Source organism: Dyadobacter sp. HNCC25DJ185 (assembly GCF_056895195.1).
Window position 1 is genome coordinate 682,861 of record NZ_JBXHAR010000004.1, and the last position, 23,403, is coordinate 706,263.

22 protein-coding genes are annotated in these 23,403 nt (G+C 45.6%); 17 read left to right on the forward strand and 5 right to left on the reverse strand.

Features of this window, described 5'->3' with window-relative positions:
• The first annotated feature begins 22 nt into the window (after positions 1-22).
• The 3 genes from AC1XUF_RS14750 (at position 23) to AC1XUF_RS14760 (ending at position 3,424) form a co-directional block, all read left to right on the forward strand.
• Positions 23-1,399 carry a DUF3500 domain-containing protein gene (locus AC1XUF_RS14750; RefSeq protein ID WP_483342564.1) on the forward strand — a complete coding sequence of 459 codons (1,377 nt, stop codon included), beginning with the start codon at positions 23-25 and terminating at the stop codon, positions 1,397-1,399.
• Between the two features lie 10 nt (positions 1,400-1,409).
• Positions 1,410-2,723, forward strand: a complete 1,314-nt coding sequence (locus tag AC1XUF_RS14755; protein ID WP_483342565.1) for a HupE/UreJ family protein — start codon at positions 1,410-1,412, stop codon at positions 2,721-2,723.
• A 95-nt stretch (positions 2,724-2,818) separates the two neighbouring features.
• Positions 2,819-3,424, forward strand: coding sequence for an RNA polymerase sigma factor (locus AC1XUF_RS14760; protein ID WP_483342566.1), 606 nt, complete (start codon positions 2,819-2,821; stop codon positions 3,422-3,424).
• Positions 3,425-3,666: 242 nt separating this feature from the next.
• Here AC1XUF_RS14760 and AC1XUF_RS14765 read toward each other — a convergent pair whose 3' ends face one another.
• Positions 3,667-4,752, reverse strand: a complete 1,086-nt coding sequence (locus AC1XUF_RS14765; RefSeq protein WP_483342567.1) for a toxin-antitoxin system YwqK family antitoxin — start codon at positions 4,750-4,752, stop codon at positions 3,667-3,669.
• A gap of 112 nt (positions 4,753-4,864) precedes the next feature.
• Between AC1XUF_RS14765 and AC1XUF_RS14770 the strand changes: the two genes are divergently transcribed.
• Positions 4,865-5,257: a VOC family protein gene (locus AC1XUF_RS14770; RefSeq protein WP_483342568.1), complete on the forward strand. Its 393-nt coding sequence runs from the start codon at positions 4,865-4,867 to the stop codon at positions 5,255-5,257.
• A 146-nt stretch (positions 5,258-5,403) separates the two neighbouring features.
• Complete coding sequence (locus AC1XUF_RS14775; protein WP_483342569.1) at positions 5,404-6,663, forward strand: MFS transporter; 1,260 nt, start codon at positions 5,404-5,406, stop codon at positions 6,661-6,663.
• Between the two features lie 22 nt (positions 6,664-6,685).
• On the opposite strand, the gene AC1XUF_RS14780 is transcribed toward AC1XUF_RS14775, so the two are convergent.
• Positions 6,686-7,372: a porin family protein gene (locus AC1XUF_RS14780; protein WP_483342570.1), complete on the reverse strand. Its 687-nt coding sequence runs from the start codon at positions 7,370-7,372 to the stop codon at positions 6,686-6,688.
• Between the two features lie 150 nt (positions 7,373-7,522).
• Here AC1XUF_RS14780 and AC1XUF_RS14785 point away from each other — a divergent pair, with 150 nt between their 5' ends.
• The 8 genes from AC1XUF_RS14785 (at position 7,523) to AC1XUF_RS14820 (ending at position 17,616) form a co-directional block, all read left to right on the forward strand.
• The gene (locus AC1XUF_RS14785; RefSeq protein WP_483342571.1) at positions 7,523-8,221 is read left to right on the forward strand and encodes a hypothetical protein; all 699 of its coding nucleotides are present in this window, start codon (positions 7,523-7,525) and stop codon (positions 8,219-8,221) included.
• Between the two features lie 608 nt (positions 8,222-8,829).
• Positions 8,830-10,020 (forward strand): ABC-three component system protein, encoded by a 1,191-nt coding sequence (locus AC1XUF_RS14790; RefSeq protein ID WP_483342572.1) that lies wholly within the window; start codon positions 8,830-8,832, stop codon positions 10,018-10,020.
• Positions 10,017-10,523, forward strand: a complete 507-nt coding sequence (locus tag AC1XUF_RS14795) for a three component ABC system middle component (RefSeq protein WP_483342573.1) — start codon at positions 10,017-10,019, stop codon at positions 10,521-10,523. The genes AC1XUF_RS14790 and AC1XUF_RS14795 overlap by 4 nt, the downstream gene beginning before the upstream one ends.
• On the forward strand, positions 10,496-12,475 hold the full coding sequence (locus AC1XUF_RS14800) for a DUF3732 domain-containing protein (protein ID WP_483342574.1): 1,980 nt from the start codon (positions 10,496-10,498) through the stop codon (positions 12,473-12,475). Before AC1XUF_RS14795 ends, AC1XUF_RS14800 begins: the two co-directional genes overlap by 28 nt.
• Before the next feature lie 34 nt (positions 12,476-12,509).
• Complete coding sequence (locus AC1XUF_RS14805; protein WP_483342575.1) at positions 12,510-14,099, forward strand: HD domain-containing protein; 1,590 nt, start codon at positions 12,510-12,512, stop codon at positions 14,097-14,099.
• Between the two features lie 472 nt (positions 14,100-14,571).
• Positions 14,572-14,859: a hypothetical protein gene (locus tag AC1XUF_RS14810; RefSeq protein ID WP_483342576.1), complete on the forward strand. Its 288-nt coding sequence runs from the start codon at positions 14,572-14,574 to the stop codon at positions 14,857-14,859.
• A gap of 240 nt (positions 14,860-15,099) precedes the next feature.
• Positions 15,100-16,134: a Fic family protein gene (locus AC1XUF_RS14815; RefSeq protein WP_483342577.1), complete on the forward strand. Its 1,035-nt coding sequence runs from the start codon at positions 15,100-15,102 to the stop codon at positions 16,132-16,134.
• Between the two features lie 315 nt (positions 16,135-16,449).
• On the forward strand, positions 16,450-17,616 hold the full coding sequence (locus tag AC1XUF_RS14820; protein WP_483342578.1) for a hypothetical protein: 1,167 nt from the start codon (positions 16,450-16,452) through the stop codon (positions 17,614-17,616).
• Here AC1XUF_RS14820 and AC1XUF_RS14825 read toward each other — a convergent pair.
• Together AC1XUF_RS14825 and AC1XUF_RS14830 are read right to left on the reverse strand one after the other, a co-directional pair.
• Positions 17,606-17,971 (reverse strand): nuclear transport factor 2 family protein, encoded by a 366-nt coding sequence (locus AC1XUF_RS14825; protein ID WP_483342579.1) that lies wholly within the window; start codon positions 17,969-17,971, stop codon positions 17,606-17,608. The genes AC1XUF_RS14820 and AC1XUF_RS14825 overlap by 11 nt on opposite strands.
• An 84-nt stretch (positions 17,972-18,055) precedes the next feature.
• The gene (locus AC1XUF_RS14830; protein WP_483342580.1) at positions 18,056-19,039 is read right to left on the reverse strand and encodes a quinone oxidoreductase family protein; all 984 of its coding nucleotides are present in this window, start codon (positions 19,037-19,039) and stop codon (positions 18,056-18,058) included.
• Positions 19,040-19,233: 194 nt separating this feature from the next.
• On the opposite strand from AC1XUF_RS14830, the gene AC1XUF_RS14835 reads away from it, so the two are divergent.
• Positions 19,234-19,821, forward strand: a complete 588-nt coding sequence (locus tag AC1XUF_RS14835) for a Crp/Fnr family transcriptional regulator (protein WP_483342581.1) — start codon at positions 19,234-19,236, stop codon at positions 19,819-19,821.
• 23 nt (positions 19,822-19,844) lie between these two features.
• Here the strand turns inward: AC1XUF_RS14835 and AC1XUF_RS14840 are convergent, their stop codons facing one another.
• Complete coding sequence (locus AC1XUF_RS14840; RefSeq protein WP_483342582.1) at positions 19,845-20,093, reverse strand: hypothetical protein; 249 nt, start codon at positions 20,091-20,093, stop codon at positions 19,845-19,847.
• A gap of 147 nt (positions 20,094-20,240) precedes the next feature.
• On the opposite strand from AC1XUF_RS14840, the gene AC1XUF_RS14845 reads away from it, so the two are divergent.
• From AC1XUF_RS14845 to AC1XUF_RS14855, 3 genes are all read left to right on the forward strand, one after another.
• Positions 20,241-21,878, forward strand: coding sequence for an ABC-F family ATP-binding cassette domain-containing protein (locus AC1XUF_RS14845; protein ID WP_483342583.1), 1,638 nt, complete (start codon positions 20,241-20,243; stop codon positions 21,876-21,878).
• Between the two features lie 79 nt (positions 21,879-21,957).
• The gene (locus AC1XUF_RS14850) at positions 21,958-23,154 is read left to right on the forward strand and encodes an ATP-binding protein (protein ID WP_483342584.1); all 1,197 of its coding nucleotides are present in this window, start codon (positions 21,958-21,960) and stop codon (positions 23,152-23,154) included.
• Positions 23,155-23,193: 39 nt separating this feature from the next.
• Entirely contained in the window at positions 23,194-23,373 is a 180-nt protein-coding gene (locus AC1XUF_RS14855; protein WP_483342585.1) for a hypothetical protein, read from the forward strand.
• Positions 23,374-23,403: the final 30 nt, after the last annotated feature.

The following is a 23,403-nucleotide window of genomic DNA, read 5'->3' on the forward strand; positions in this document are numbered from 1 at the left end:
TTTAAACAAAACCACGAAGTGTATGAAACTAACAAGCCGTTACTCAATGATCATTTTGTCGCTTCTTTTATCGCTCCTTGGCGCATGTAATAAGGACGACGAACAGGTCACCTCCGAGGATGCCACCATAACAGCCCTTACATGCAGCGCTGCTACCTTCTCCACCGCTGCTATTAACGGGACAGCGTACAGCGGAACAGCTACGGTCCCTTACACGGGAGGAAACGCTGTGGCTTACAGTGCAGGCAGCGCCGTTTCGTCTACCGGGGTGACAGGACTTACAGCAACCTTGCAGGCAGGCACATTGGCAAGTGGTGCCGGCAACCTGGCTTTTACCATTGCCGGGACTCCTACCTCCGCAGGAACGGCCAGTTTTGCAATCACCTTTGGCAGCATCAGCTGTACGATGGCCCTGACCGTTTCAGCATCGTCGACCAGTACGGTTGATTGCAGTAGCGCCACCACCACTGTAGCTAAGGTCGTCTGCGCCGTTGAAGCGTTCAAGGCAACGCTTACGGCTACGCAGCTGGCCACCGTCCAACTTGACTTTACAAAGGCCAACGCGATCAAGTGGTCCAACTTGCCCGGAGGTGTAAGCATCCGAAACGGGCTTGAATTCAGTACCTTGACCGCAGCGCAGCTGGCAGCTGCCAAAGCCGTCATAGCTGCGGCCTCCGGAACAACGGCCAACGATGGTTATGATGAATTCTCGCAGATCAACGCAGCAGACGATGTGCTGGGGACCAAGGCCGGGAGCACCTACTCGTCCGGGGAATATATCATCGCCTTTTTAGGGACGCCAAGTGTAACAGGGACCTGGATGCTTCAGTTTGGCGGTCACCACTATGCCCAGAATATCACCTACAATGCTGGGGCCGTGGCAAGCGCCACCCCCTCTCACCAGGGTATCGAGCCCAAAACCTGGACATCAGGCACTACCACCTATGCGCCCATGGCATTGGAACATGATGCGATGGCCGCCATGCTGGCTTCACTGACAACCGCACAACTGGCATCGGCTAAATTGTCCACCACTTTCAGTGATGTGTCCCTCGGGCCCAATAAGGACGGCCAATTCCCGACCACCAAGCTGGGTGTTGCCGTCAGCACATTGAGTGACGCCCAAAAGCTTCTGGTTCTGGCTGCGATGAAGCCCTGGACCAATGATGTGGACGATGCTACCGGTACGGCCAATCTGAAACTGTATGAAAATGAGTTGGCGGGTACCTACATTTCTTATTCAGGAAATGCGACACTGACCAACAATGCCGACTATGTCCGAATCGATGGACCGAGCGTATGGATTGAGTTCGTGTGTCAATCCGGGGTCGTTTATCAGAATGAAATCCACTACCACGCTGTGTACCGCGATCATACGCGCGACTATAACGGACTATAAACCAAGTTCCATGGTTCATCCTATTTTTGTCAGCCGCCTTTTTGCGCGGCTGACGCTTTCAATCTTTCTGATCTGCGCGCTCCTGGTAAAGGGCCTTGCCCACCCGATGCCTAATTCGGTGGTATTGCTCGATATTCAATCCAAACAGGCGCGTATGGAATTGCAGCTCCCCTTAAATGAGCTGGAACTGGCGTTTGGCCACGATGTCAACAGAAATCCGCAGGGCCTCGTTGAGCGGCTTGGGCCGGAACTGTCACAGTATCTTTTAAGCCATGTCCGCCCTGTCAGCGACGATGGCGTGGCTTGGCGCGTGGAGTTAAGCCATTTGCAGGTGCAAAAGGTTCAGCAGAGCCCGAGCGGGCCGTATTACGAGCTGATCGCCAGCCTCATGCTTACGCCGCCGGAAGGCAGGAGCACGCGGGAGTTTGTGATGAACTATGACGTGATCCTGCATCAGGTGGCCACGCATTTTGCCCTGGTATCTGTCCGTCAGGACTGGGAGGGCGGGGTCTTTGCAAGTGAGCCGGTACGCCTGGGCGTGATCGACTGGGATATCCGTAATAATGTCATCCATCCGTTCAAGGTCAACCTTGGCGACGGCGGCGTGTGGCGGGGCTTCAAACAAATGATGGTCCTGGGCATGCACCATATCGCAGAGGGAACCGACCATTTGCTATTTCTGCTGGTACTTTTGCTGGTGGCTCCCCTGCTATCCAATGCCAGGCGGTGGACTGCGTATGGTGGTGTGCGTTACAGCCTGGCACGGCTGTTGAAAATAGTGACGGCATTCACGCTCGGGCACTCGGCCACCCTCGTTGTCGGCGCGCTGGGTTGGTTCCGCTTTCCGGGACAAATCGTGGAAGTGCTGATTGCATTGTCCATTTTAATATCAGCGGCCCACGCCATAAGACCTGTTTTCCCATCCAGAGAAACTTTTATAGCTGCCGGGTTCGGGCTGGTCCACGGCATGGCATTCGCAGGGACACTTGTTGATCTGAGCCTGGGTTCCTTCCAGCTTGGAATGAGCATACTGGGTTTCAACCTGGGCATCGAACTGATGCAGCTGCTGGTCATAGCCGTTGTTTTCCCCTGGCTGATGCTCCTCAGCCGCACCAACATGTACGCCCTGGTACGGGTAACCGGAGCCGTCCTGGCCGGAACTGCCGCAAGCGGGTGGGTAATTGAACGAGTGACCAGCAGACCCAACCTGATCACTTCGATGGCGGCGGAATTGGCCAGCAATGGGCCCTGGATCGTAGGTGCGCTTGCAGCCGTGGCTTTGGTGAGCCATTTTGCAAAGGGGAAAAACGTCCCTGCCAGCTAAGAGCGGTCCTTTATTTGCCTGATGCAATCATCAGGAATAACAAGATTTCAGAAAATTCAGAGAGTCAGTAAACAAGCAACAAAACTATCCGACTTATGCATCGTCTGCTGCTTAGGATCATTTTTGACCCGAATAATTTAGGGTCTGTCATCGATGCCTGCATCCAGGGAAATCGGTCCGCCCAACGGGAGCTGTTCAAAAAGTATTTCAGTTATGGCAAAAGCATTTGTCTGAGGTATACTGCCTCGGCCCAGGAAGCAGAAGAGGTGCTCAATGAAGGATTTTTAAAAGTATTCAATCACCTGGACAAATATAATCCCGAGCACTCGTTTAAGGCGTGGCTCCGGACGATCCTCGTACACACCGCAATCAGCTATTACCGTAAGATGCGAAAATACAACGAATTCAGGGTTTCAATCGACCATTTTTCTGATTATGGCATTGAAGACTATCACGATATGGTTTCCCAAATCTCCGCAGATGAAATATTAAAGGCAATTCAGCAGTTGAAGCCCATTCAAAAACAAGTATTCATGATGAATGCGGTAGATGGGTATGCGCTTACAGAAATTTCGGAGCTTTTACAAATTAACCCTGCCACAGTCAGGTCCCATTATTTCAGGGCCCGCCAGGAATTACAGATGCGCTTGTCCGGCGAGTACCCCCATTTGCTCGAGCGTATCGGCCAGATGCAGGGTTAACCCCTAAAACTCATAACGCCGACCCTCCCCGGCTGCGCTGCACCGCCCGTGCCCTCTTTGGGCTGCTCAGAGGGAAAATGTCAAGTTCTATTAAGGAGTGCCTGACATTTTGATTTTAATAAAAACAAACCAAAAGCAGCACTGTCCAATACGATAAAACGGTAAGACATTCCTATCAACAATTAAACCCTCGTGTTAGTACTTCGCCTCTCCGTTTTCGGGTGAGGCCGGGCGATGCACGATTATTTGGGAATTTGCAGGTTGATTTGTTTGCCATCGGCGTCGTAATCCAGGGACCTGGTTGGATTTCCTTCCGGGTCGTATTCCTGATAATGGCCGATATTCTTATGATTTTTATGATGCAGAACAGCCTTAACCTCCCCGTTATCATGGTAATAAACCGAAGTAAAATAGTTTTCATCGAGATGATGAATGTATTGCTGCTGTATTTTACCCCACCGCGAATATTCCCGAGAGAGGATGATTTTCCCGTCGTAATCGTAAAGCGCTTCCAGCCAAACCTGAATGCGGCTAAAAGTTTTACGGAGCGAATCTTCCGTATTATAAAAATCTCTGATGAGAAATTTTTTCTGCCGGTCCGTGACGGTGGTGTCGTGATAAACCCTCGACATATTGATTAAAATACCGTTCCGGTAAAATTTTTGATCATGCAACTGGCCCGATAGAAAGAACCATTCCGATTTTCCCTGCAGCGTATCGTTCACAAACATTTGCCTGCCCCAAATTTTTCCGTTCCGGTGGTATACCGTCCGGATACCATTTCTGAGACCATCCTGATACGTTTCCTCGATTTCAACTTTGCCATCGGGATAGTATTGGCGGCTGACACCGTCGCGCTGCCGCTTCTGGCCGCGTCCGTACAAAATCCTCAGATCTTCCAATTCCTCGATGCCGCGTTTGTAATGCCAGTCGCGAACGCCGTCCTTATCCCGGTACCGGATATTCCTGCTGCAGGCCGAGATTGATAGCTTGCCGTTGTAGGATGTTGCGAATAAAACCCATTCATCCCCCACATCGATACCCATATCACATGACGATTGCACGTCTTTTTCAATCAATTCGCGGATGTCTTTCCCCTTGAATTTCTCAACGATTTTCAACCCCAGCGTCGCGTCGCGAAAAGGAGTTGAATCTGAGGGAGGATTGATGGTTTCGGAGGTGACCTTTACTAATGCGACGAATTCGTAGGCATTTAGATCGTCGAAGGATTTGATTCGCTTGAAATCGTTGATGCACGAACAGGCCCACAGGCTCGGAACGGTGCATAGGAACAAGAGAATGAGCGATAAGTAGAAGGTTTTCAACATTGTCTTGATGGATTTACAGGCGACTGGAAAGCACAAATATATGCGAAAGTGAAGGGCCGCCTACACATATTATATATAATTTACTTAAATATAAAGTATTTAACCGCAAACCATGATGAAAGTGCAAATATGGGCCAATCTGGGCGTCGCAAATGTGGAGCGTACCAAAGCATTTTACACGCAACTCGGTTTCCAGAAAAATGTCGGCCACGAAAGCGATGAGCTGGCCAGCTTTATATTCGGCGACGAAGGTTTTGTGATCCACTTTTTCAAGGACGAAAGTCTGAAAAAAGCGATGGAAGGTGAACTGGCCGACCTCAGCAAAGGCAACGAAATCATGTTTTCTATCTCCGCCGAAACTGAGGAAGAAGTTCACGACTGGGCGGCGAAAGTGGAAGCAGCCGGTGGTGTGGTGTTCAGCCCGCCCAAGGCCTTTCATGGGTTATATGGCTGTGCGTTTACGGATCCGGATGGGCATAAGTTTAATATTTTGAAGTGGAAGTGAGGGAGTGGGTGTCAGCTATTTTGATAATGCGGAAAAAGGTTACTGTCGGCCGCAGGCAATTGTGGCAAGCTTTTTACAGGGACAGCACTATCCGCCGGTGAGCACAAAAAGGCTGCAACCCGCGCTGTTACCCATCAACAAACTGCATGAAGATTGCCGCATTGAGTGCTTTTGAGAGCCGTAATTACAAGTTATTTTTTGCAGGACAAACCATTTCACTGCTAGGTACCTGGATGCAGAAAACGGCCGTCAGCTGGGTGATTTACTCACTGACGCACTCCAAGTTTATGCTGGGCGTGAGCATTTTTGCAACCCTCTTTCCATCTGCCATGCTTACCCCGCTGGGTGGCGTCGTTTCGGACCGTTACAACCGGTACCGCGTGCTGCTGATCACCCAGGTGCTGTCCATGGCGCAGGCGCTTGCGCTGACGATGGTGGTGTTTTTCAAGCATTATGCGGTTTGGGAGATCATTGCGCTGAGCGTCGTGCTGGGCCTGATCAATGCATTCGATGTGCCGGCGCGGCAGTCGCTGGTGTATGAACTGGTGGACGATAAGAAGAACCTCCCCAATGCGCTGGCGCTGAATTCATCCATGGTCAATCTTTCCAAACTCCTCGGCCCGGCCATTGCCGGCGTGGCCATCGAACGGTTTGGCGAGGTGGTCTGCTTTGCTGCCAATACATTCAGCTTCATTGCCGTGATCAGTTCCCTGCTGCTGATCAGGCTGCCACAATTCCAGCCGGTAAAGCATACCAAAAACATCCTCAACGAACTCGCCGAAGGACTGACTTACATCAGGCAAACACCCGAGATCCGGTACATTATCGTCATGCTGGCCATGGTAAGCCTGCTGCTGCTCCCTTTCACCAGCCTGATGCCCATTTACGCGAAAGACATTTTCCGGGGCACCGCTTCCACATTCGGCCTGCTCGACAGTGCGATCGGCTTTGGCGCATTAAGCGGGGCGATTTTCCTGGCGACGCTGCCGCCCGGCACCAACCTCAGCAGGATACTGGCGATCAATACATTCGTTTTCGGCACGGGGCTGATCCTTTTTTCATACACGAGCCTGTATGCGCTGGCACTGCTCTTCATCGCGATCGGTGCATTTGGAATGATGTCGCAAACCACGATCAGCAACACGCTGATACAAACACTGGTGACGCCGACCATGCGCGGCCGGGTGATCAGCATTTTTGTGATGGCCTACTCCGGCGGCGTCCCCATTGGCAGCCTGATCGTCAGCTACCTTTCGCAACATATCGGCGTGCGGGCCACCGTGTTGGGCCAGGGATTTTTAGCATTGCTCATCGGGATCATGCACGTACGGTATCTGAAAAAGAACAAACCGAACCGGCGGGTCGCGACTACGAATAGTTTGAATGCGGAGATTCCGCAGGTGTGAAGGGGGTTAGCGGCAATCCTTTTTATTTCCCCATCGGTACCAGCACGCCCAGGTGGACCGATACGCCGCGGTTGTACGTTTTCAGGTCCTCAACCAAAGGCCGTAGGCCCAGGTGGTAACGCGCTTCTCCGAAAATCTTGAAGTATTGGGCAGGGTAAGCAATGCCCGCGCCGCCTGCCAGGCCATAATCAAATGCTCTTTGCCCGAAGCCTCCATCCAAATTGACCACGCCCGACTCGTCCTTTGACACGACACCTCCGTATGTGATTTTGGAAGTGTACTTCAACTTCATGTGGCCGAGGCGATAACGAAGCTCAGGCCCAAGGGATACAATGCCCTCAAATTTTCCAATCCGCGGCTTCCATTGCAGCAAAACCGGGAGCTCGATGAAGCTAGACCGAAATTTCCCTTTGTCTTCACTACTCAGGATAACGCCGTTCAAAGGGCCCTCCCCCGACGTCTCATATCGCGCGCCGCGCTGTGAAAAACCGGGTTCAATTTGAATGCTCAGGAAAGAATTGACGGGTTTGTTCAAAAGCAATGCGACGTTCGCCCCGACCCTGGTATCATAATCAAAAATGGTCCCGGGCTTAAAATTGGCAAAATTGACACCTCCACGAATGCCTACAAAGTATTGAGCCTGAGATTCAGCGGCGGAAATGAGGAGGAGCGCTGCAAGCAGCAAACAAAAGGGAGTAGCGTTTTTCATAGATGATACGTTGTAGAGATGAGTAGTGACTATATAACGCACGGTTACATCGAATCAATATTTGTCCCTGAAGATCGGTTTTAGTTGGAGAGCCTCCTACTTCGGCCCCCTGTAACCAAAACTGTTTTGTTATGATGGTTGCGTGTTTTGATGAGGCAAAATCAGTTCGGGTCCGGCGGCGAGGGTTTTGTGAAACGTTCCAAGATGTTTGGCGAGACGGTCATTGTAGGCACCTTACGAGCTTCACCCCTAGTTGCCAAATCGCATATTTGCAGCTATCTTGTCCGTTTGAAAAAGCAAATGGCCTACTACATCACCCTCTTCTCTCCCGACACCTACCAGGCATTCACCGAAACCGAGCGATCGATTTCCGGATTTCGTGAGTCGCAAAAAACGCCGAAAAGTGACATGCAAAGAGTCCTGGCCGTTTGGAAACCTGAAACCGACTCACTCCTTACCACGCTGCCATTGAATTATGATACCATCACGCTTCGAACCATTGAAAATATCGATGTACTCTGGATCAAAGGCCGGTCGATCGTTCGTGCTTTTGAAGTGGAACATACGACGTCAATCTATTCCGGCATCCTCCGAATGGCCGATCTGATGGCCCTGCAACCCAATCTTGACATCAGTGCCCACATCGTAGCCCCAGCCAAGCGGCGCGAAAAAGTGCTGCAAGAAATCTCCCGGCCCGTTTTTGCGCTTTTAGAGAAAAGGCCTTTGAAAGAGTCTTGCACTTTTATTTCTTATGAGGCGGTTACGGAATTGTCTTTGGAGAAGAGGCTTGAGTATATGAATGATAAGGTTCTGGATGAGTATGAGGAGCGGGCGGGGGATTTGGATTGATAGGCTTTGAGACGCTCTTTTAACACACTCGCATATCTTCTTACTGGTAGTTACTCGAAAATTTCGAATAACTGAAATTTGTTCCAATTCGCTATCTGCGAACACTTTTTTCAAGTGGTAGTTGACCGTGTGTGATTCAACATTGTAAAGTAGCCCCAACATTTTTTGACTAAGCCACACATTTTCGTCAGCATAGATCGCCTCTACGCCACCAGAGCCGCCAGCTGCGACAAAAGTTAAGTATTCGGCGGCCGACGATCGTATGATGGATTTTTCTTCGCTGACAGGCTTTTTTTTGCTCATATATAGACGTGTGTAGTTATTGACAACTGGGAATAGCGACTATGAACTTGTTTCGCATTGAACAAATATAGTTCACCAAGTAATGAAGAAGGACACATGCTTTTGGATTTTGAACTGATGAAGTTAAACATATCATTCCATCCACGCGAGGATAAGTAGAGAAGTTATTTGATGGCGTCGTAGAAGATTATCATGTTATACATTCTTTAAAATCAACATACCACTAAATAAAATCTTGAATATCAATAAGTAAAATTTATTAAATACTCACTTGTCGCGAGGTAGATGCCCTCAATCTCAGTATCATGACGACACCATTTTCTGCCGGCCCCCAAGCTCTCGGCTACCTATACCAAGTCCGCTATTCATTATTTTCTTTACTAACTGACGATCGAGAGGAGGCATCTCTGATTATAGAGGGCTTAGACGATATTTCGATTTCAGGAGATGGATTACTCACACTTGATCAATTAAAGCATCATGTTAAAGGTTCCGCAAATTTAACAAATTCAAGTCCAGAGATCTGGAAAACTCTCCGTGTGTGGGGACAATCTCTTTTAAATGGAGATTGGCAGCCAGAAGATGTTTCGCTTAATCTAATTACAACGGCGGAAGCTCCTATTAATACAGTTGCGGCGCTTTTGAGAAAAACTGGTGAAAGAAATGAAGATAAAGCTTTGGAACTACTGAGAAGTATTTCAAATGAGTCAGACAATGCCAACTTAGCTTCATCATTCAAAGTTTTCAAGGCATTATCTTCACAACAACAGCGGAGCTTAATTCGAGCAATAACGATTATCGATGGCAGTAAAAATATAACTAATATTGTTAACGACATCAAGAAAAAACTTCGATTATCGGTGTCAGCAAACCACATAGATGCCTTATATGAACGTTTAGAAGGCTGGTGGTTCAATAAAGCAATTGATCATATCGTAAATGAATCTAAAACTCCTATCTCCCAGTCCGAATTATTTGTAAAAAACATAAGCATCTCTGAGCAGATCCACAAGGATAGCCTTCCAATTGACTACACGTTGACACTTGCACCTGATGAGTACTTCACAGATTTAGATAATCGTATTTTCGTTAGGCAACTCAATTATTTGAAATTAAACTCAAAAAGAATTCGTAACGCGGTATTGGATTATTATCGAGCTTTTGAGCAAAGATCGAGATGGGCTCGTGAAAGTCTTCTAATAGATGACGAGCTAATTTTTTATGAGGCCCGATTGCACCAAGAATGGGATCGTTATATGACGATTCTTCAAGATGACTATGATGAACTTGACTCACACATCAATTGTCAAAGATTTGGTAAATCGATTCTAGCCTGGATGGAGTCATTTGATTTACCAATTCGACCGAAGATGCCAGTTGGGAGCGAATATGTTACTCGGGGTAGCTTTCATATACTCGCTGATCGTAATCCACCAAGTGTGTATTGGCATCCAAAATTTATAGAATTTCTAGATAGTATTATTGAAATGAAATGACCGAATTGAAAATTCCTCATACGATACCGGAAGAAGTATCTAATCTTTTTAATCCAGCTTTTTGTGCGGTACTAATACACCAAATTGTAGTGGGTTATAAAAAGGAGTCAGGTAATGATATATCCTACCTTTTGCTCTTTATAATTTTCCCGATGCTAATGCACAAACCAACCCGAGACTTACTGCCAAAAACGATGGCAACCAAGCTGCATCCTTGGATCCAGGATCATCAAGAAGTTAAAATAGGTTTTGAAAGGCGTGTAAAGGCAATGGATAAATATGTCAGAAATGCAATAGTTTTCGGTTTGCAGCACCAAATATTAGTTGTTAAAGAAAACGGAGAGATAAAAGCAAACGAATTAAAATTGAAAAATATTGACAAAGGAAATTCCGAAGCATCTATCTGTATTGTTAAAGCCTTAATGGTAGGTCGCTGGTTTGGTACTGCTGGGGATTTATCGACAGTTGTTGCTCTATGGAATATAAGAACATTAAAAAATTGACCATGCAAATCAAGTCAATCGTATTATACTCATCGAAGGGAGAGATGCGCATCTTACCATTTGAAATAGGTAAGGTAAATATTATTACTGGGAAATCTGGTACTGGAAAGTCTGCGGTGATAGATATAGTTGATTATTGTTTAGGACGATCCACATTTAACGTTTTTGAGGGTGTTAATCGGGATGTTGTGGCCTGGTACTCTGTCCTGTTTCAGTTTGAGAATGGTCAAGTATTCATTGCCAAACCTGCCCCAAAAGGAAGAGCCCTTTCGCAAAGCCAAGCTTACTGGTCAGAAGGGTCAGATATTGAGTTTCCAAATATGCAGTCACTGATTCTTAACACAAACGATGACGGAATAAAAAAGAATTTGTCACGTCTTTTAGGAATCACCGCAAATGAAACAATTGTAAATGAGGGACGATCGATGATTCCATTTGAATCGACAATCGATCATGCGAAATTTTATCTATTCCAGGATCAAGGTCTTGTCGCAAATAGAAAGATGCTATTTTGGCGGCAATCGGAACCAATGATATCTCAGCACATTAAAGACACAATTGGCTATTTTCTAGGTGCTGTGAGCGAGGAAAGATTAGACTTAATTCAAAAGCTCCGAGAAGAGCGACGACAGCTAAAGATTTTGCAACGCGAGCTAAAAGACGCTGAAAATATAATAGATAAGCAATCTCTTGGAGCTAAGCGCATGTTAAATGAAGCGAAACTTGTAGGGCTTTGGGGTGAAGATGTTATTGATGAAATGTCTATGAATGACATAATCAGTTCATTGGAGGAAATCGCTCAGTGGAATCCGCAGAATCCCGTAGGCGACATAGGTCAATCTGTCCTTGTCCAGCAACGAAATATTAAGGCATTGAGAAGTGCATTTCGCTCCAAACAGGAGGAAATCAAAGAAGCTGAAAATTATGTGAGGCAAGCTGACGGATTTAAATTTGAGGTGAACGAACAAGCCTCCCGCCTAAGTGCTGTGCAGCTTTTCAGTGACGAAAATGTAGATCATACTCATTGTCCGGTGTGTGATTCCTACTTGCAATCTCCCACCCCGTCTGTTGTAAATCTTAGTGAAGCTTTGCGAAGGGTTAGAGAAAGCGCAGACAATGTTCACACTGAGCGTCCCAGAATAGAGGGTTATCTGAAGCGATTGAATGCTGAGATAGAAACTTTGAGAGAACAAATAAGAGATGCTGAACAGCTATTAGCCAGCACAGTCAAGTCCGATATTGACGTAAGTGAATTACAGGACTTTAACATTCTGGCGGCAAGGGTAGCGGGGCGAGTAAGCCTTTATTTAGAGAGCGTTGCTTCTGTGGAAGCAAATTCACAACTCCTTGATCGAATTAGGAGATTAGCTCAGAATGTTGAGGATTTGGAAGGAGATCTGAATGTTGAGCATGTAGAGGAGGCGATTGCCTCTATTCTAAATATAATAGGGGCGAGAATGACATTAAAAGCTTCTAGTCTGAAGCTTGAACACTCCAAGAATTCTCTTTATCGTCTTGATATCAAGAAACTGACTGTTGTAGCAGATTCGCCTGGTCTCCCCATTCCTATGGATCGTATGGGCAGTGCAGAAAACTATCTAGGATGTCATCTACTTGCGCTGCTTTCATTACATGAATATTTTATAAAGAATAAACGTCCAGTTCCGAATTTCTTGATCTTAGATCAACCATCTCAGGTCTACTTCCCCTCGCGAGAAGCCTACTTGGCTTTGGATGGTAAGGCGGAAGGTGTAAGGGAAGCGGGCGCCGATGTCATAGCGGTTCAACGGATGTTTGATTTATTGTTCGAGACCGTAATTGATATGGATTCAAAATTTCAGATAATTGTTTTAGAGCATGCCAATTTAGATGACAATAGATTCCAAGAATCTCTTGTTGAGTCTCCATGGACAGATGGGAACGCTCTTATACCCGTCGAATGGCTGGCGTGAAATACCCTTCTATTTATATCTAAACATCTAAATAATGCAACAAACAAATTACCGAGACAAATACTATGGGAGTATCCTAGATCCACTTCATGGTGATATAAAGCTATCCGAGATAGAAAAGTGGTGTATATCTCAACCCATCTTTTCTCGGCTTAGACGGGTAAAGCAAAATACCTTCTTGTATTATATATTTCCATCTGCTAATCATACTCGGTTCGAACATTCGATTGGAGTAATGCATTTGGCGGGCAAGATATTCGATGCATGTAAGGAAAACTTTGCTACCGGAACAAATAAACTGATCAAGTATAAACGCCCATCTGACACCAGCTTCTTCAATCTTGATAAGTTGGAAGACAGAGAAGAGATATATTATCAAGAGTTAAGATTAGCCACGCTTTTACATGATCTTGGCCACGGGCCTCTTTCACACTTATTTGATGAATTTACGGTTTCTACGAAAAAATTTTTAGAAATAATTTCTAATGAATCAAGATTAACCCAATATAGCAATGGATTTGAATATTTATTAAAAGGAAAAGAAATAGTAGACCACGAAATTATTTCTTGTGCCTTTATTTTTCATCTTATAGATAGCTTAAAAACAACTTGCTTTGAGCGCCCCGAAAAATTCTCGGAAGATACTAAAAGAGTGATAGAAGGAATAAGTGCAGAACGAATTGTCAAGCTGGTTGAATCTAAGTTCCCTGATTTAGAGGATTTTTGTGACGAATCAGGTAATATTTATACCCCTTTCTTCTCAAATATAATCACTGGTTTTCCTATCGATGCTGATAGAATGGATTATCTTTTGAGAGATAGCTATTTCTCAGGTGTTACATATGGTATATATGACACTAGTCGAATTTTTTCTTCCTTTCTACCATTTGAAAAAAATGGTAATATCTTTTTAGCATATAAAGAGAGCGGGCTAGATTCAATACTTCGATTTATTCAATCAAGGTCGCACTTATATAATCAGGTTTATTTTCATAAAACTAATAGGTCCGCCAACTCAATGTTAAGCTTCGCAACAGCTGAAAGTAAAAATAATAAAGTTAGAATATTTGACGAAAGTTCGTTTGCTGAGTTATCGCATTTGCAAAGCTTTTATATTCGTAATAGCGATGAATATTTTCTAGCAGATACAGTAAGGGAAAAACTGTGCGTTTCAGATTTGGAAAACTCGGTATTAGACGAGTTGATTGATAGAAAACTATTTAAGAGAGTTTTTCAGTTTAAAATCATATTAAGTAAAAAGCCGTTCGATAAAAAATCTAATCAACTTAAAGAGATAAAAAAGAAAATAGATGAAAAGTTATTTGGTCTTTTCGGAAGAAAAATATTTGCTGTCTCAGATATGTATAAAAATGAAACATTTAAGGATAGCACTGAAAAGTCCATTTTTGTAGCAAAGAAGAATTCGCAAGGACAATATATCTTTCATCAAGAATGGGAGGAAGCTAGCATAGAGTTTGAACGGGCGGACCTGATGTCAATAATGATCAGAATATATTTGCGAAGAAATTTCACAAGCTCCTCTGAATTCGAAAACTTTAAGCAAGCTGTGCTTGAATCCGTAAATGCAGAAATTGAAGAGTTGGAAAATCTTCGTTGTGGCTAAACATATCAAATAGCTATACTGTAAAATACTCATTAAGAACACGTTAAGATGAAGCTGTTACAAGTCTAAGTTTTTACTTCGAAAGTGGGAAGGTTGGGTGATTAATATTCATTCAGCCTGCTTTCGGTTTTAATTGTCTGCCTATTATCACGGTCATTTTAGGTATTCATACTACACTTTAAAAAACCAATACTCAGCAGCAGTGTTTATGGCCGCCCTCTCTATAAACATATATCCGATTCCAAGCAATAGGGATCACCGTTAATTCATCCGCTCGCACCCATCCAAAACTTTCCCCTATATTTGCCCCGCAAACTCTTAGTAGAATACGTATGATTAATTTAAGGAAAGCCAGGCCTAAACGGCCTTGGAGAGGCATACGGGTGCAAGTCCCGAGACCTGGCCGAAGTATTCTTCGTTAGAGTTTGCGGTGACCTCTCCTTTTTTTCCACTTTTTCAAAACCATTGCCAAATGCAAACTCTAGATGGTTCAGGTGTCGACTCGAATGCAAATTCAGTCAACCCAACGAATGATGCACGTCACGCATCAAATGCCAGCACTCCGCTGACGGAATCCCAAGCCGAGTTTTGGTATCTGGTCGAATGTCAGGGGCCCAAGGTGCTGGCGGATTCGCTCAAAATGATCCATGATCTGGCGCTTTATCATTCGGATATTCCGTTTGATATGGCCGAAAAGTCGGCGCTTTTTGATGTGAAAGTGCTTTCGGAGGCGCTTGAAAAAATGGCTGGTAAGGCTTAAAGATTGGAGGACTGTTGGCGACAGTCCTTTTTTGTTTCCCGTCCAGACGGTCTTTTCCTGACGAGCCAAAGAAACCCTTATGGCTCGTGACTATTTAGAAATCAGCTCAAAAATATCGAAAAGTGATCCTTAATTGGATCAGTTATGAGCTATAATTGGTTTACGGCTCACCAATGCTAAAATTACAGCTCATTTTCTATTAAATTTGAACTTTAATTCGATATAAAATGAGCCGTAATAATGCCACGAATAGATTCTGATATTCTTCAATTCGTAAAGGATCATCCCTTATGCTCTTCTGTTGAGATCCATAAAGCGGTAGGCCGGGGTTCATACGCGACCACCAAAAGAGCAATAGCTACATTGGTTGCAACGGGCCAATTGTTGGCTGAGGGACGGACCCGGGCGACAAGGTATGTGGTCAGTCCGGCAAATAAGCTTTTTGGTCCGGTGGACATGGCTATTTACTTCGAGCAGGAGATTGACGAGCGGGAAATTCTGGAAGATTTCAATTTCCAGCTGATCACCAAGGTATTATGGGACGTAAATTTGTTTACGGCCGAAGAAGCAGATCGCCTGGCACAGTTGCAAGACGAGTTCCGCAAGAATGTTAGCGAGATGAGCCCGGCAGCCTATAATAAGGAAATGGAAAGACTTGCGATTGATTTGAGCTGGAAGTCGTCGCAAATTGAAGGCAATACTTATTCGCTGTTGGAAACTGAGCGTTTATTAAAAGAGAAGGAAACTGCCGCCGGTAAGCCCAAGGATGATGCGACGATGTTATTGAATCACAAAGAGGCGCTCAATTTCATTGTAGAGAATCCTGATTATGTAGTGCCTTTGTCCATCGCGCGGATTGAGGACATCCATAGCATTCTTATTAAAGACCTTGAAGTTGAACGTAATATCAGGCGAAGACGCGTGGGTATTTCCGGGACAAACTATAAACCGCTCGACAATGAACACCAGATCAGGGAAGCGCTGGAAGATATGTGCAGATTGATCAATCGGAAAGAAAACGTGTTTGAAAAATCTTTATTTGCCTTGGTATTGCTGTCATATATTCAGGCATTCAATGATGGTAACAAGCGAACAGCCCGCATAGTTAGTAATGCAATTCTGATTGCTCACCAATACTGCCCTATCTCTTTCAGGACTGTCGATGCCGTTGAATATAAAAAAGCGATGTTGGTATTTTATGAGCAGAATAATATCAGCCCGTTTAAAAAAATATTCACTGACCAATTCAACTTCGCGGTGAAGACCTATTTTTAATTCATATTTCTGAATGCCACCGGCGTTTTCCCGGTCTTTTGCGTTCCAGCCTTTGGCTTGAAATAATTTAGCAGTTTCTTCACCAATACCGCTGCTTGCTCCTGTAATTAAAATGGTTTTCATGATCTCTAATCGTTAAAATGATGCATCAAAGGTCGGGGTGAAAACCGGGCTGGTATGAATACGAATTCAGGGCTGTTGTATACTTTTTACGATTTTTTGATTTCATTTCAAAATTGTTGAACAGGAGCCTAAAACCTGAAACTTTGTACCTTGCGGCTTATTTTCTATTAAGATCCAACATTTCACTTCTATATGTTCCTTTTCAAAGCAGCTCCTTTTTGTCTTTTCTATTTGCATGTTTCAGTCACATTCGCACAGCCTTCTACCAAGAGTATTACTGCCAAAGAGGCTGTTGCCGAGGCCGAAAAGGTCGTTTCGGATTATCAAGAGAAGTACCTGTCCACCGGCAAAGCAGAATGGGAAAAGGGGAAAATCCAGATCGGCAATGACAGTCTGCTGTTCACGGTGAAGGTTTTTGGTGAAAAACCAGGCGATGGCCGGAGCATGTTTATTTCCCTGCACGGCGGAGGCAATGGCCCGGCAGCGATGAACGATCAGCAGTACAAGAATCAACAAAGGCTTTATAAACCCGCCGAAGGCGTTTATTTCGTGCCCCGATCGCCGTCGAACACCTGGAATATGTGGCATCAGGAGCCGGTAGATGGTCTGCTCGAAAGGGCCATTCTGGACGCAGTGATCATAGAAGGTGTCAATCCGAATAAAGTATATGTCATGGGATATTCCGCGGGTGGCGACGGCGTATACCAGCTCGCCCCGCGTATGGCCGATCATTGGGCAGCAGCCGCAATGATGGCCGGACATCCCGGCGACGCGGCCATTCTGAACCTCCGGAACTTACCATTTTTTCTGGCCGTAGGCGAAAAAGATGCTGCATACAACCGCAATGCTTTATTAACCGAATGGTCCAAAAGGCTCGACTCGCTGCAATTGACTGATAAAGGCGCTTTCATTCATGATGCGCATTTGATGGCCGGTATGCCGCATTGGATGAAACAGCAGGATACAATCAGTGTCGCCTGGATGGCGAAATTCAAACGCAATCCATATCCCCAAAAGGTAAACTGGGTTCAGGACGATGTGGTGCGGAAGCATTTCTATTGGCTTTCTGTTCCGCAAGGTTCGGCAGTAAAAGGCCACACGGTCTTCGCATCTTACCGTGGCCAGGAAATTGACATTCAGCGGAATGATAACGATACGTTATACATTCACCTGAACGACAAAATGATGAACCTGGACAAGCAAATTACCATCCGGCAAAATGGTAAAGTGCTTTTTAAAGGCAAAGTAGTCCGCAGGAAGGAGCTCATTCAACAGTCTTACGCGGATCGCCGGGATGCTGATTACATATTTAGCAGCGAGGTTGTTGTGGCGAAGGGTAAGGTAAACGTTAGTTTGTAGCCGGCTCCAGCATGACGTACAGATGCGCGGCTTTTCCATTTTCAATGATAAAGAAATCCATACTGCTCATCATATCAGGCTTTTCTTTGGTACCGATATGTCCATACAAACGCACCCCATTTTGGGTGGAGTCTATGGGTTTGGCTGCACTGAACAGAAAGTCAGGATCTTGCGCGTGAAGTTTGCCGATGAAATCTGAAACTTCGGCCAGGCTCTGGAAAATGGTATCCGGATCGTACATTTTGATATCTTCTGCATAGATCGTTTCTAACAGGCTGTCCCTCTTTTCACGATCTCTTTCGTTCCAGGCGGCAACATGGTTTTCTTGTAACTTCTTAATGAATTGAGCGTCCATAATGGAGGTTTTTGGTTAAAGTAAAACATCTTGATGTAAAGGCCTGGCTTATCAGCACAAACCATTATTTTTTTAATCTTGTGGTTAAGGATGAAAAATAACAGAACCGGCTGTCCGGCTTGCTTCCAGGTCCTGGTGCGCTTTTGACACTTCAGCTAATGGGTAAATGGTTGGTTTGATTTCCCCAAATACACCGGTGCGAACAGCTTCAAACAATTCACCGACGGCTGAGTCGAGACTTTGCTTGTCTGGCAGATACTGTCCCAAAGACGGGCGAACAAGTCTGATATTTTTGGAGGCCAGGTACCCGGCATCTATTTCTGGCGAACCTGATGCGTTTCCGTAAAGTACAATGTTCCCATCATCTTTTACCAGCGGAACAGATTTGCCGAAAGTAGCTTTCCCGACACCGTCAAACACCGCGTCGACACCCAAACCTTTTGTAATTGAATTGACTTGCCTGGCAAGGTCCTCCGAATCCAGGGCGATAACGAGATCAAGTCCCTGGCTTTCCGCCAGCACTTTCTTGGACACGCTCCCGACTGTTCCAATCACGATTGCCCCCAGTGACTTTGCCCACCTGCTTACCAGTGACCCAACCCCGCCAGCTGCTGCATGTACCAGGACCACGTCGCCTGGCTGCACCGGGTAAGCCTGTTTGACGAGCATGCGCGCAGTGAGCCCTTTGGCTAGTAATGAGGCTGCCTGGTCAAAGGATACGTCGTCAGGAAGGCTAACCAACTGATCTTGATGGATCACCCGCTTTTCGGCATAGGCGCCTGGCGAAAAGTAGTAACCCACGCGGTCGCCTATCGCCCAATCATTAACACCAGTACCCACACCCTCCACAACACCCGCAGCTTCGACCCCGATTGTAGCCGGTAATTGGTTTAAAGGGAATGTCCCGTTTCGAAACATGACGTCGACGAAGTTGAGAGCGATGGATTTTTGTCTCACCAAAACCTGATTGTTTCCGGGACGACCAACGATCTCGCTTGTATATTCCAATACGGAAGGCGAGCCCTGTTTGCTGATACGGACGACGCCGCTTTTGTCTGTTGCGTTCATGTTTTTTGATCTTGTTTGATGGATCAAAGTTCCGGCAATCTTACCGGTCGTGCATTGACAAAAGCAGGAGATTTCCCTTGACATTTGTCAATGCCTCAACTTTCCGATGATCAGAAATTGCGCGTATTTGTATGTTTGATTAGTTTTACCAGCAAGCGACCACTTTCACTGCTTCGACTACAAACCCATTATTTATGGATTACGCGCCACTTTTTGGATACATTGAATCAAAGTCGTCCCGACAATTGAGCGAACTGGAAAAAGAGCAGATACAAAATGCATTTAAAGAGAGACATCTCAGAAAGCGGCAGTACCTTTTGCAGGAAGGCGACGTGTGCAAGTACATGGCTTTTATCATCAAGGGTGCCGGCAGGCTGTACGCCATTAAAGAAAATAGCCACGAGACGACGGTCCGGCTGGCCATTGAATCATGGTGGCTAGGCGACTATGAAAGTTATAATCTGCAGACGCCATCACATTTCTATATTGAAATGACAGAAGATTCGGATGTGCTGCTCATTACCTACGAGAACATGCAGGATCTCATAAAAACCATCCCCGCAGTCGATTTAATGGTCAAAGAGATTGACCGTAAATCGACTATTGCAACGCAAAGGCGCATTTATTCTTCCATCAGTCTTGACGCAGAAGAGCGGTACGAACAAATGACCAGGACATACCCAGATTTCATCCGGCGCTTCCCCCAGAGCGTGATCGCCTCTTACCTCGGAATTTCGGCTGAAACATTGAGCAGAGTCCGGAAAAAGACTTTGTACAGGTAATTGTTAAGCATCAATCACGACAATCAACATCCCGAATACTCCGGCCGGAAAATGCCATTCAATGCGGCGATTGTTTTTTCTACAATCTTCCTCCCGTCTTCGAGCTCCATGTAAGGGTTCGGATCGTGAGCATGAATTTCCTTGATCATTCCCTCAGCCCGTTCCAGTCCGTTGATATCCAGGATCATTTCCGCTTTCGCTCCACGGTTTTTGATATCTGTCAGCATTTCCAGGAAGCTCTCATTGACTGACAATGTTGTACGTGTGTCCATATCTTTTAGTTGATTATATGCTTTTAAAGTAATTAAGTAGACATAGTGTCCACATTTTTATACGCCCTTCATTCACATTTGGTTCAATGACATTTTTCGTTCTTTCCACCGTATCGTTGTACCTTTGCGGCTTCAAAAAATGAGACGATGATTACAGTTGAGAATTTGGCCGTTGAATTTAATGGTTCTACGCTTTTTAGTGAGGTATCTTTTGCTATTAATCCTACCGATAAAATTGCCCTGATGGGTAAGAATGGAGCGGGGAAATCCACGATGATGAAAATTATTGCGGGTGAACAAAAAGCCAATCGCGGCCATGTGCGTGCACCCAAAGATGCCGTGATCGCTTATTTGCCGCAACATTTGCTCACCGAAGACAACTGTACCGTTTTCGAAGAAGCCGCCAAAGCATTCAAGCAGGTTTTTGAAATGCGTGCCGAAATGGAAAAACTGAATCTTGCGCTCGAAACCCGCACCGATTACGAGAGCGATGAATATATGGCGATCATCGAGCAGGTAACCGAACTGGGTGAAAAATATTACCAGCTGGAAGAAGTCAATTATGACGCGGAGGTAGAGAAAGCCCTGAAAGGACTGGGATTCAGGCCGGAAGATTTTCATCGGCAAACCAAGGAATTCAGCGGAGGCTGGCGTATGCGCATTGAGCTGGCCAAAATTTTATTGCAAAAGCCAGATCTTATTTTGCTCGATGAGCCTACCAACCATATTGACATTGAATCTGTGATGTGGCTGGAAGATTTTTTAGTGAACAAATCCAATGCAGTCATGGTCATTTCCCACGACCGTGCCTTCATCGACAACATTACCAATCGGACCATTGAAGTAACCATGGGCCGGATTTTTGACTATAAAGCCAACTATTCACATTACCTGGTATTGCGCGAAGAGCGCAGGTCGCATCAGATCAAGGCCTATCAGGAACAGCAGAAAATGATTGCCGATAACATGCAATTCATCGAACGCTTCCGCGGAACATATTCCAAAACCAACCAGGTTTCCTCCCGCGAACGCATGCTGGAGAAACTGGAAATCATTGAAATTGATGAAATCGACAATTCAGCCCTGAAACTTCGTTTCCCACCCTCGCCACGGTCCGGCGACTATCCGGTTACCGTGAAAGATGTTTCCAAATCGTACGGCGATCACGTGGTATTTAAAAATGCCAGCATGACCATTTCAAGAGGTGAAAAGGTATCGTTTGTAGGCCGGAATGGGGAAGGTAAATCGACCATGATCAAGGCGATCATGGGGCAGATCAATGTGGACGGTACCTGCCAGCTTGGGCATAATGTCAAAGTCGGCTACTTCGCGCAAAACCAGGCATCCTTACTGGATCCTAATCTGACCATTTTCCAAACGGTGGACGAGGTCGCAGAAGGAGATGTAAGAACCCAGATCAAAAATATTCTGGGAGCATTTATGTTTCAGGGTGACGATATCGACAAGAAAGTAAGTGTATTGTCGGGCGGAGAAAAAACGCGTCTTGCGATGGTGAAGCTGCTTTTGGAACCTGTAAACCTGCTGATTCTCGATGAGCCTACGAACCACCTGGATTTGAAGTCGAAGGATGTTTTAAAAGAAGCACTCCGGAACTTTGATGGAACATTGGTGCTGGTTTCCCACGATCGTGACTTTTTACAAGGCTTGTCTCAAAAGGTTTTTGAATTTAAGGATAAACGGGTGATCGAGCATTTTGAGACGATTGATGCATTTTTGGAGCGGAATCGGATTAAGAGTATTGCGGATTTGCAGTTGGTGAGGTAGGAAGTTTGGCTCAACAATCGAAGAAAGTGTTATTTATAAATTACAAAATCTTGCTATTTTTGTAATTTATAAATAACACTTGGAAGCCATTTTCACAAAATACCTGGCCAAGCTACAACGCACGTCGACTAAGTTCGTGCGTGATATCATTCATCAGATCGATTGGGAACACAACCGACTGATTGGAATCAAAGGTGCGAGAGGAGCCGGTAAAACAACACTGGTGCTTCAATATTTGAAGCAAGCATCTTCCTCTTCCGGACAAACATTGTATGTGAGTTTGGACGATCTGTATTTCAGCGCGCATCGTCTCTATGATCTGGGAGAAACATTTGTAAAGACTGGCGGAAAATTGTTGGTTTTGGACGAAGTACACCGGTACGCCAACTGGTCGCAGGAAATCAAAAACCTCTACGACGATTTTCCGGATTTGCGAATAGTCTTCACCGGCTCGTCCATTATGCATTTGGAGCGCAGCAAAGGCGATTTGAGCCGACGCGCCGTGATGTACCATTTGCAGGGACTATCGTTTCGGGAATTTCTTCAGATTCAGGATATCGTTTCCTGGCCAGCCGTATCGTTATCGGATCTTCTGAGCGGACATACCCAACTGGCACTCGATCTCACGCAAACTATCAAGCCTCTTGCATACTGGAATGATTATCTGCAACACGGGTACTATCCCTATTTCCTGGAAAACAGAGAGGTTTACGCGCAAAAACTTACAGAAACCATTCAACTGAGTTTGGAACTTGATTTGCCTGCTGTTTATGGTATCAGCTACGCGTCGGTCGATAAGCTGAAACAATTGCTGGTGGTGTTGGCGGAGAGCGTTCCGTTGAAACCGAATGTCAGCAAATTAGGCGAGACACTAAATACCAGTCGGGCTTTGGTGGTTGAGTACATGCACTATCTGGAAGAGCTGGGCGTCTTGATGCTACTGCATCGCGATAGCTTCGGCATTACCCGGCTACAAAAACCGGAAAAGGTATATCTGAGTCATCCCAATCTGCAATACGCGCTACACCAAAGCAGGCCCGATATCGGTACTTTAAGGGAAAGCTTTTTTCTAAGCCAGGTCCAGCCTCTGCATAAATTGGAGTATACCGACAAAGGAGATTTCCGGCTCGATCGACAAATCACCATTGAAGTAGGCGGATCCAACAAGTCGCGGCAACAGCTTGCCGGCCTGGAAAATGCCTATATTGCGGCGGATGGACTTGAAGTTGGATACGGTTCGAAGGTACCGCTTTGGATGTTTGGGCTGCTGTATTGAGTTAACAGACGCGCCTAATTCTAATCGGAGTAAACTAACTTGGCAAACTTTGATGGAACATTGGTGCTGGTTTCTCACGACCGGGATTTTTTACAAGGACTCTCACAAAAGGTTTTTGAGTTTAAGGAGAAGCGTGTGATCGAGCATTTTGAGACGATTGATGCGTTTTTGGAGCGGAATCGGATTAAGAGTATTGCGGATTTGCAGTTGGCGAAGTAGGGGTTGGGAATCATTCGAAGTAAATAGTCG

Coding starts and splice junctions, on each gene's coding strand:
- AC1XUF_RS14750 (WP_483342564.1), top strand. CDS start 23: ATGAAACTAACAAGCCGTTACTCAATGATCATTTTGTCGCTTCTTTTA.
- AC1XUF_RS14755 (WP_483342565.1), top strand. CDS start 1,410: ATGGTTCATCCTATTTTTGTCAGCCGCCTTTTTGCGCGGCTGACGCTT.
- AC1XUF_RS14760 (WP_483342566.1), top strand. CDS start 2,819: ATGCATCGTCTGCTGCTTAGGATCATTTTTGACCCGAATAATTTAGGG.
- AC1XUF_RS14765 (WP_483342567.1), bottom strand. CDS start 4,752: ATGTTGAAAACCTTCTACTTATCGCTCATTCTCTTGTTCCTATGCACC.
- AC1XUF_RS14770 (WP_483342568.1), top strand. CDS start 4,865: ATGATGAAAGTGCAAATATGGGCCAATCTGGGCGTCGCAAATGTGGAG.
- AC1XUF_RS14775 (WP_483342569.1), top strand. CDS start 5,404: ATGAAGATTGCCGCATTGAGTGCTTTTGAGAGCCGTAATTACAAGTTA.
- AC1XUF_RS14780 (WP_483342570.1), bottom strand. CDS start 7,372: ATGAAAAACGCTACTCCCTTTTGTTTGCTGCTTGCAGCGCTCCTCCTC.
- AC1XUF_RS14785 (WP_483342571.1), top strand. CDS start 7,523: ATGAGGCAAAATCAGTTCGGGTCCGGCGGCGAGGGTTTTGTGAAACGT.
- AC1XUF_RS14790 (WP_483342572.1), top strand. CDS start 8,830: ATGACGACACCATTTTCTGCCGGCCCCCAAGCTCTCGGCTACCTATAC.
- AC1XUF_RS14795 (WP_483342573.1), top strand. CDS start 10,017: ATGACCGAATTGAAAATTCCTCATACGATACCGGAAGAAGTATCTAAT.
- AC1XUF_RS14800 (WP_483342574.1), top strand. CDS start 10,496: ATGGAATATAAGAACATTAAAAAATTGACCATGCAAATCAAGTCAATC.
- AC1XUF_RS14805 (WP_483342575.1), top strand. CDS start 12,510: ATGCAACAAACAAATTACCGAGACAAATACTATGGGAGTATCCTAGAT.
- AC1XUF_RS14810 (WP_483342576.1), top strand. CDS start 14,572: ATGCAAACTCTAGATGGTTCAGGTGTCGACTCGAATGCAAATTCAGTC.
- AC1XUF_RS14815 (WP_483342577.1), top strand. CDS start 15,100: ATGCCACGAATAGATTCTGATATTCTTCAATTCGTAAAGGATCATCCC.
- AC1XUF_RS14820 (WP_483342578.1), top strand. CDS start 16,450: ATGTTCCTTTTCAAAGCAGCTCCTTTTTGTCTTTTCTATTTGCATGTT.
- AC1XUF_RS14825 (WP_483342579.1), bottom strand. CDS start 17,971: ATGGACGCTCAATTCATTAAGAAGTTACAAGAAAACCATGTTGCCGCC.
- AC1XUF_RS14830 (WP_483342580.1), bottom strand. CDS start 19,039: ATGAACGCAACAGACAAAAGCGGCGTCGTCCGTATCAGCAAACAGGGC.
- AC1XUF_RS14835 (WP_483342581.1), top strand. CDS start 19,234: ATGGATTACGCGCCACTTTTTGGATACATTGAATCAAAGTCGTCCCGA.
- AC1XUF_RS14840 (WP_483342582.1), bottom strand. CDS start 20,093: ATGGACACACGTACAACATTGTCAGTCAATGAGAGCTTCCTGGAAATG.
- AC1XUF_RS14845 (WP_483342583.1), top strand. CDS start 20,241: ATGATTACAGTTGAGAATTTGGCCGTTGAATTTAATGGTTCTACGCTT.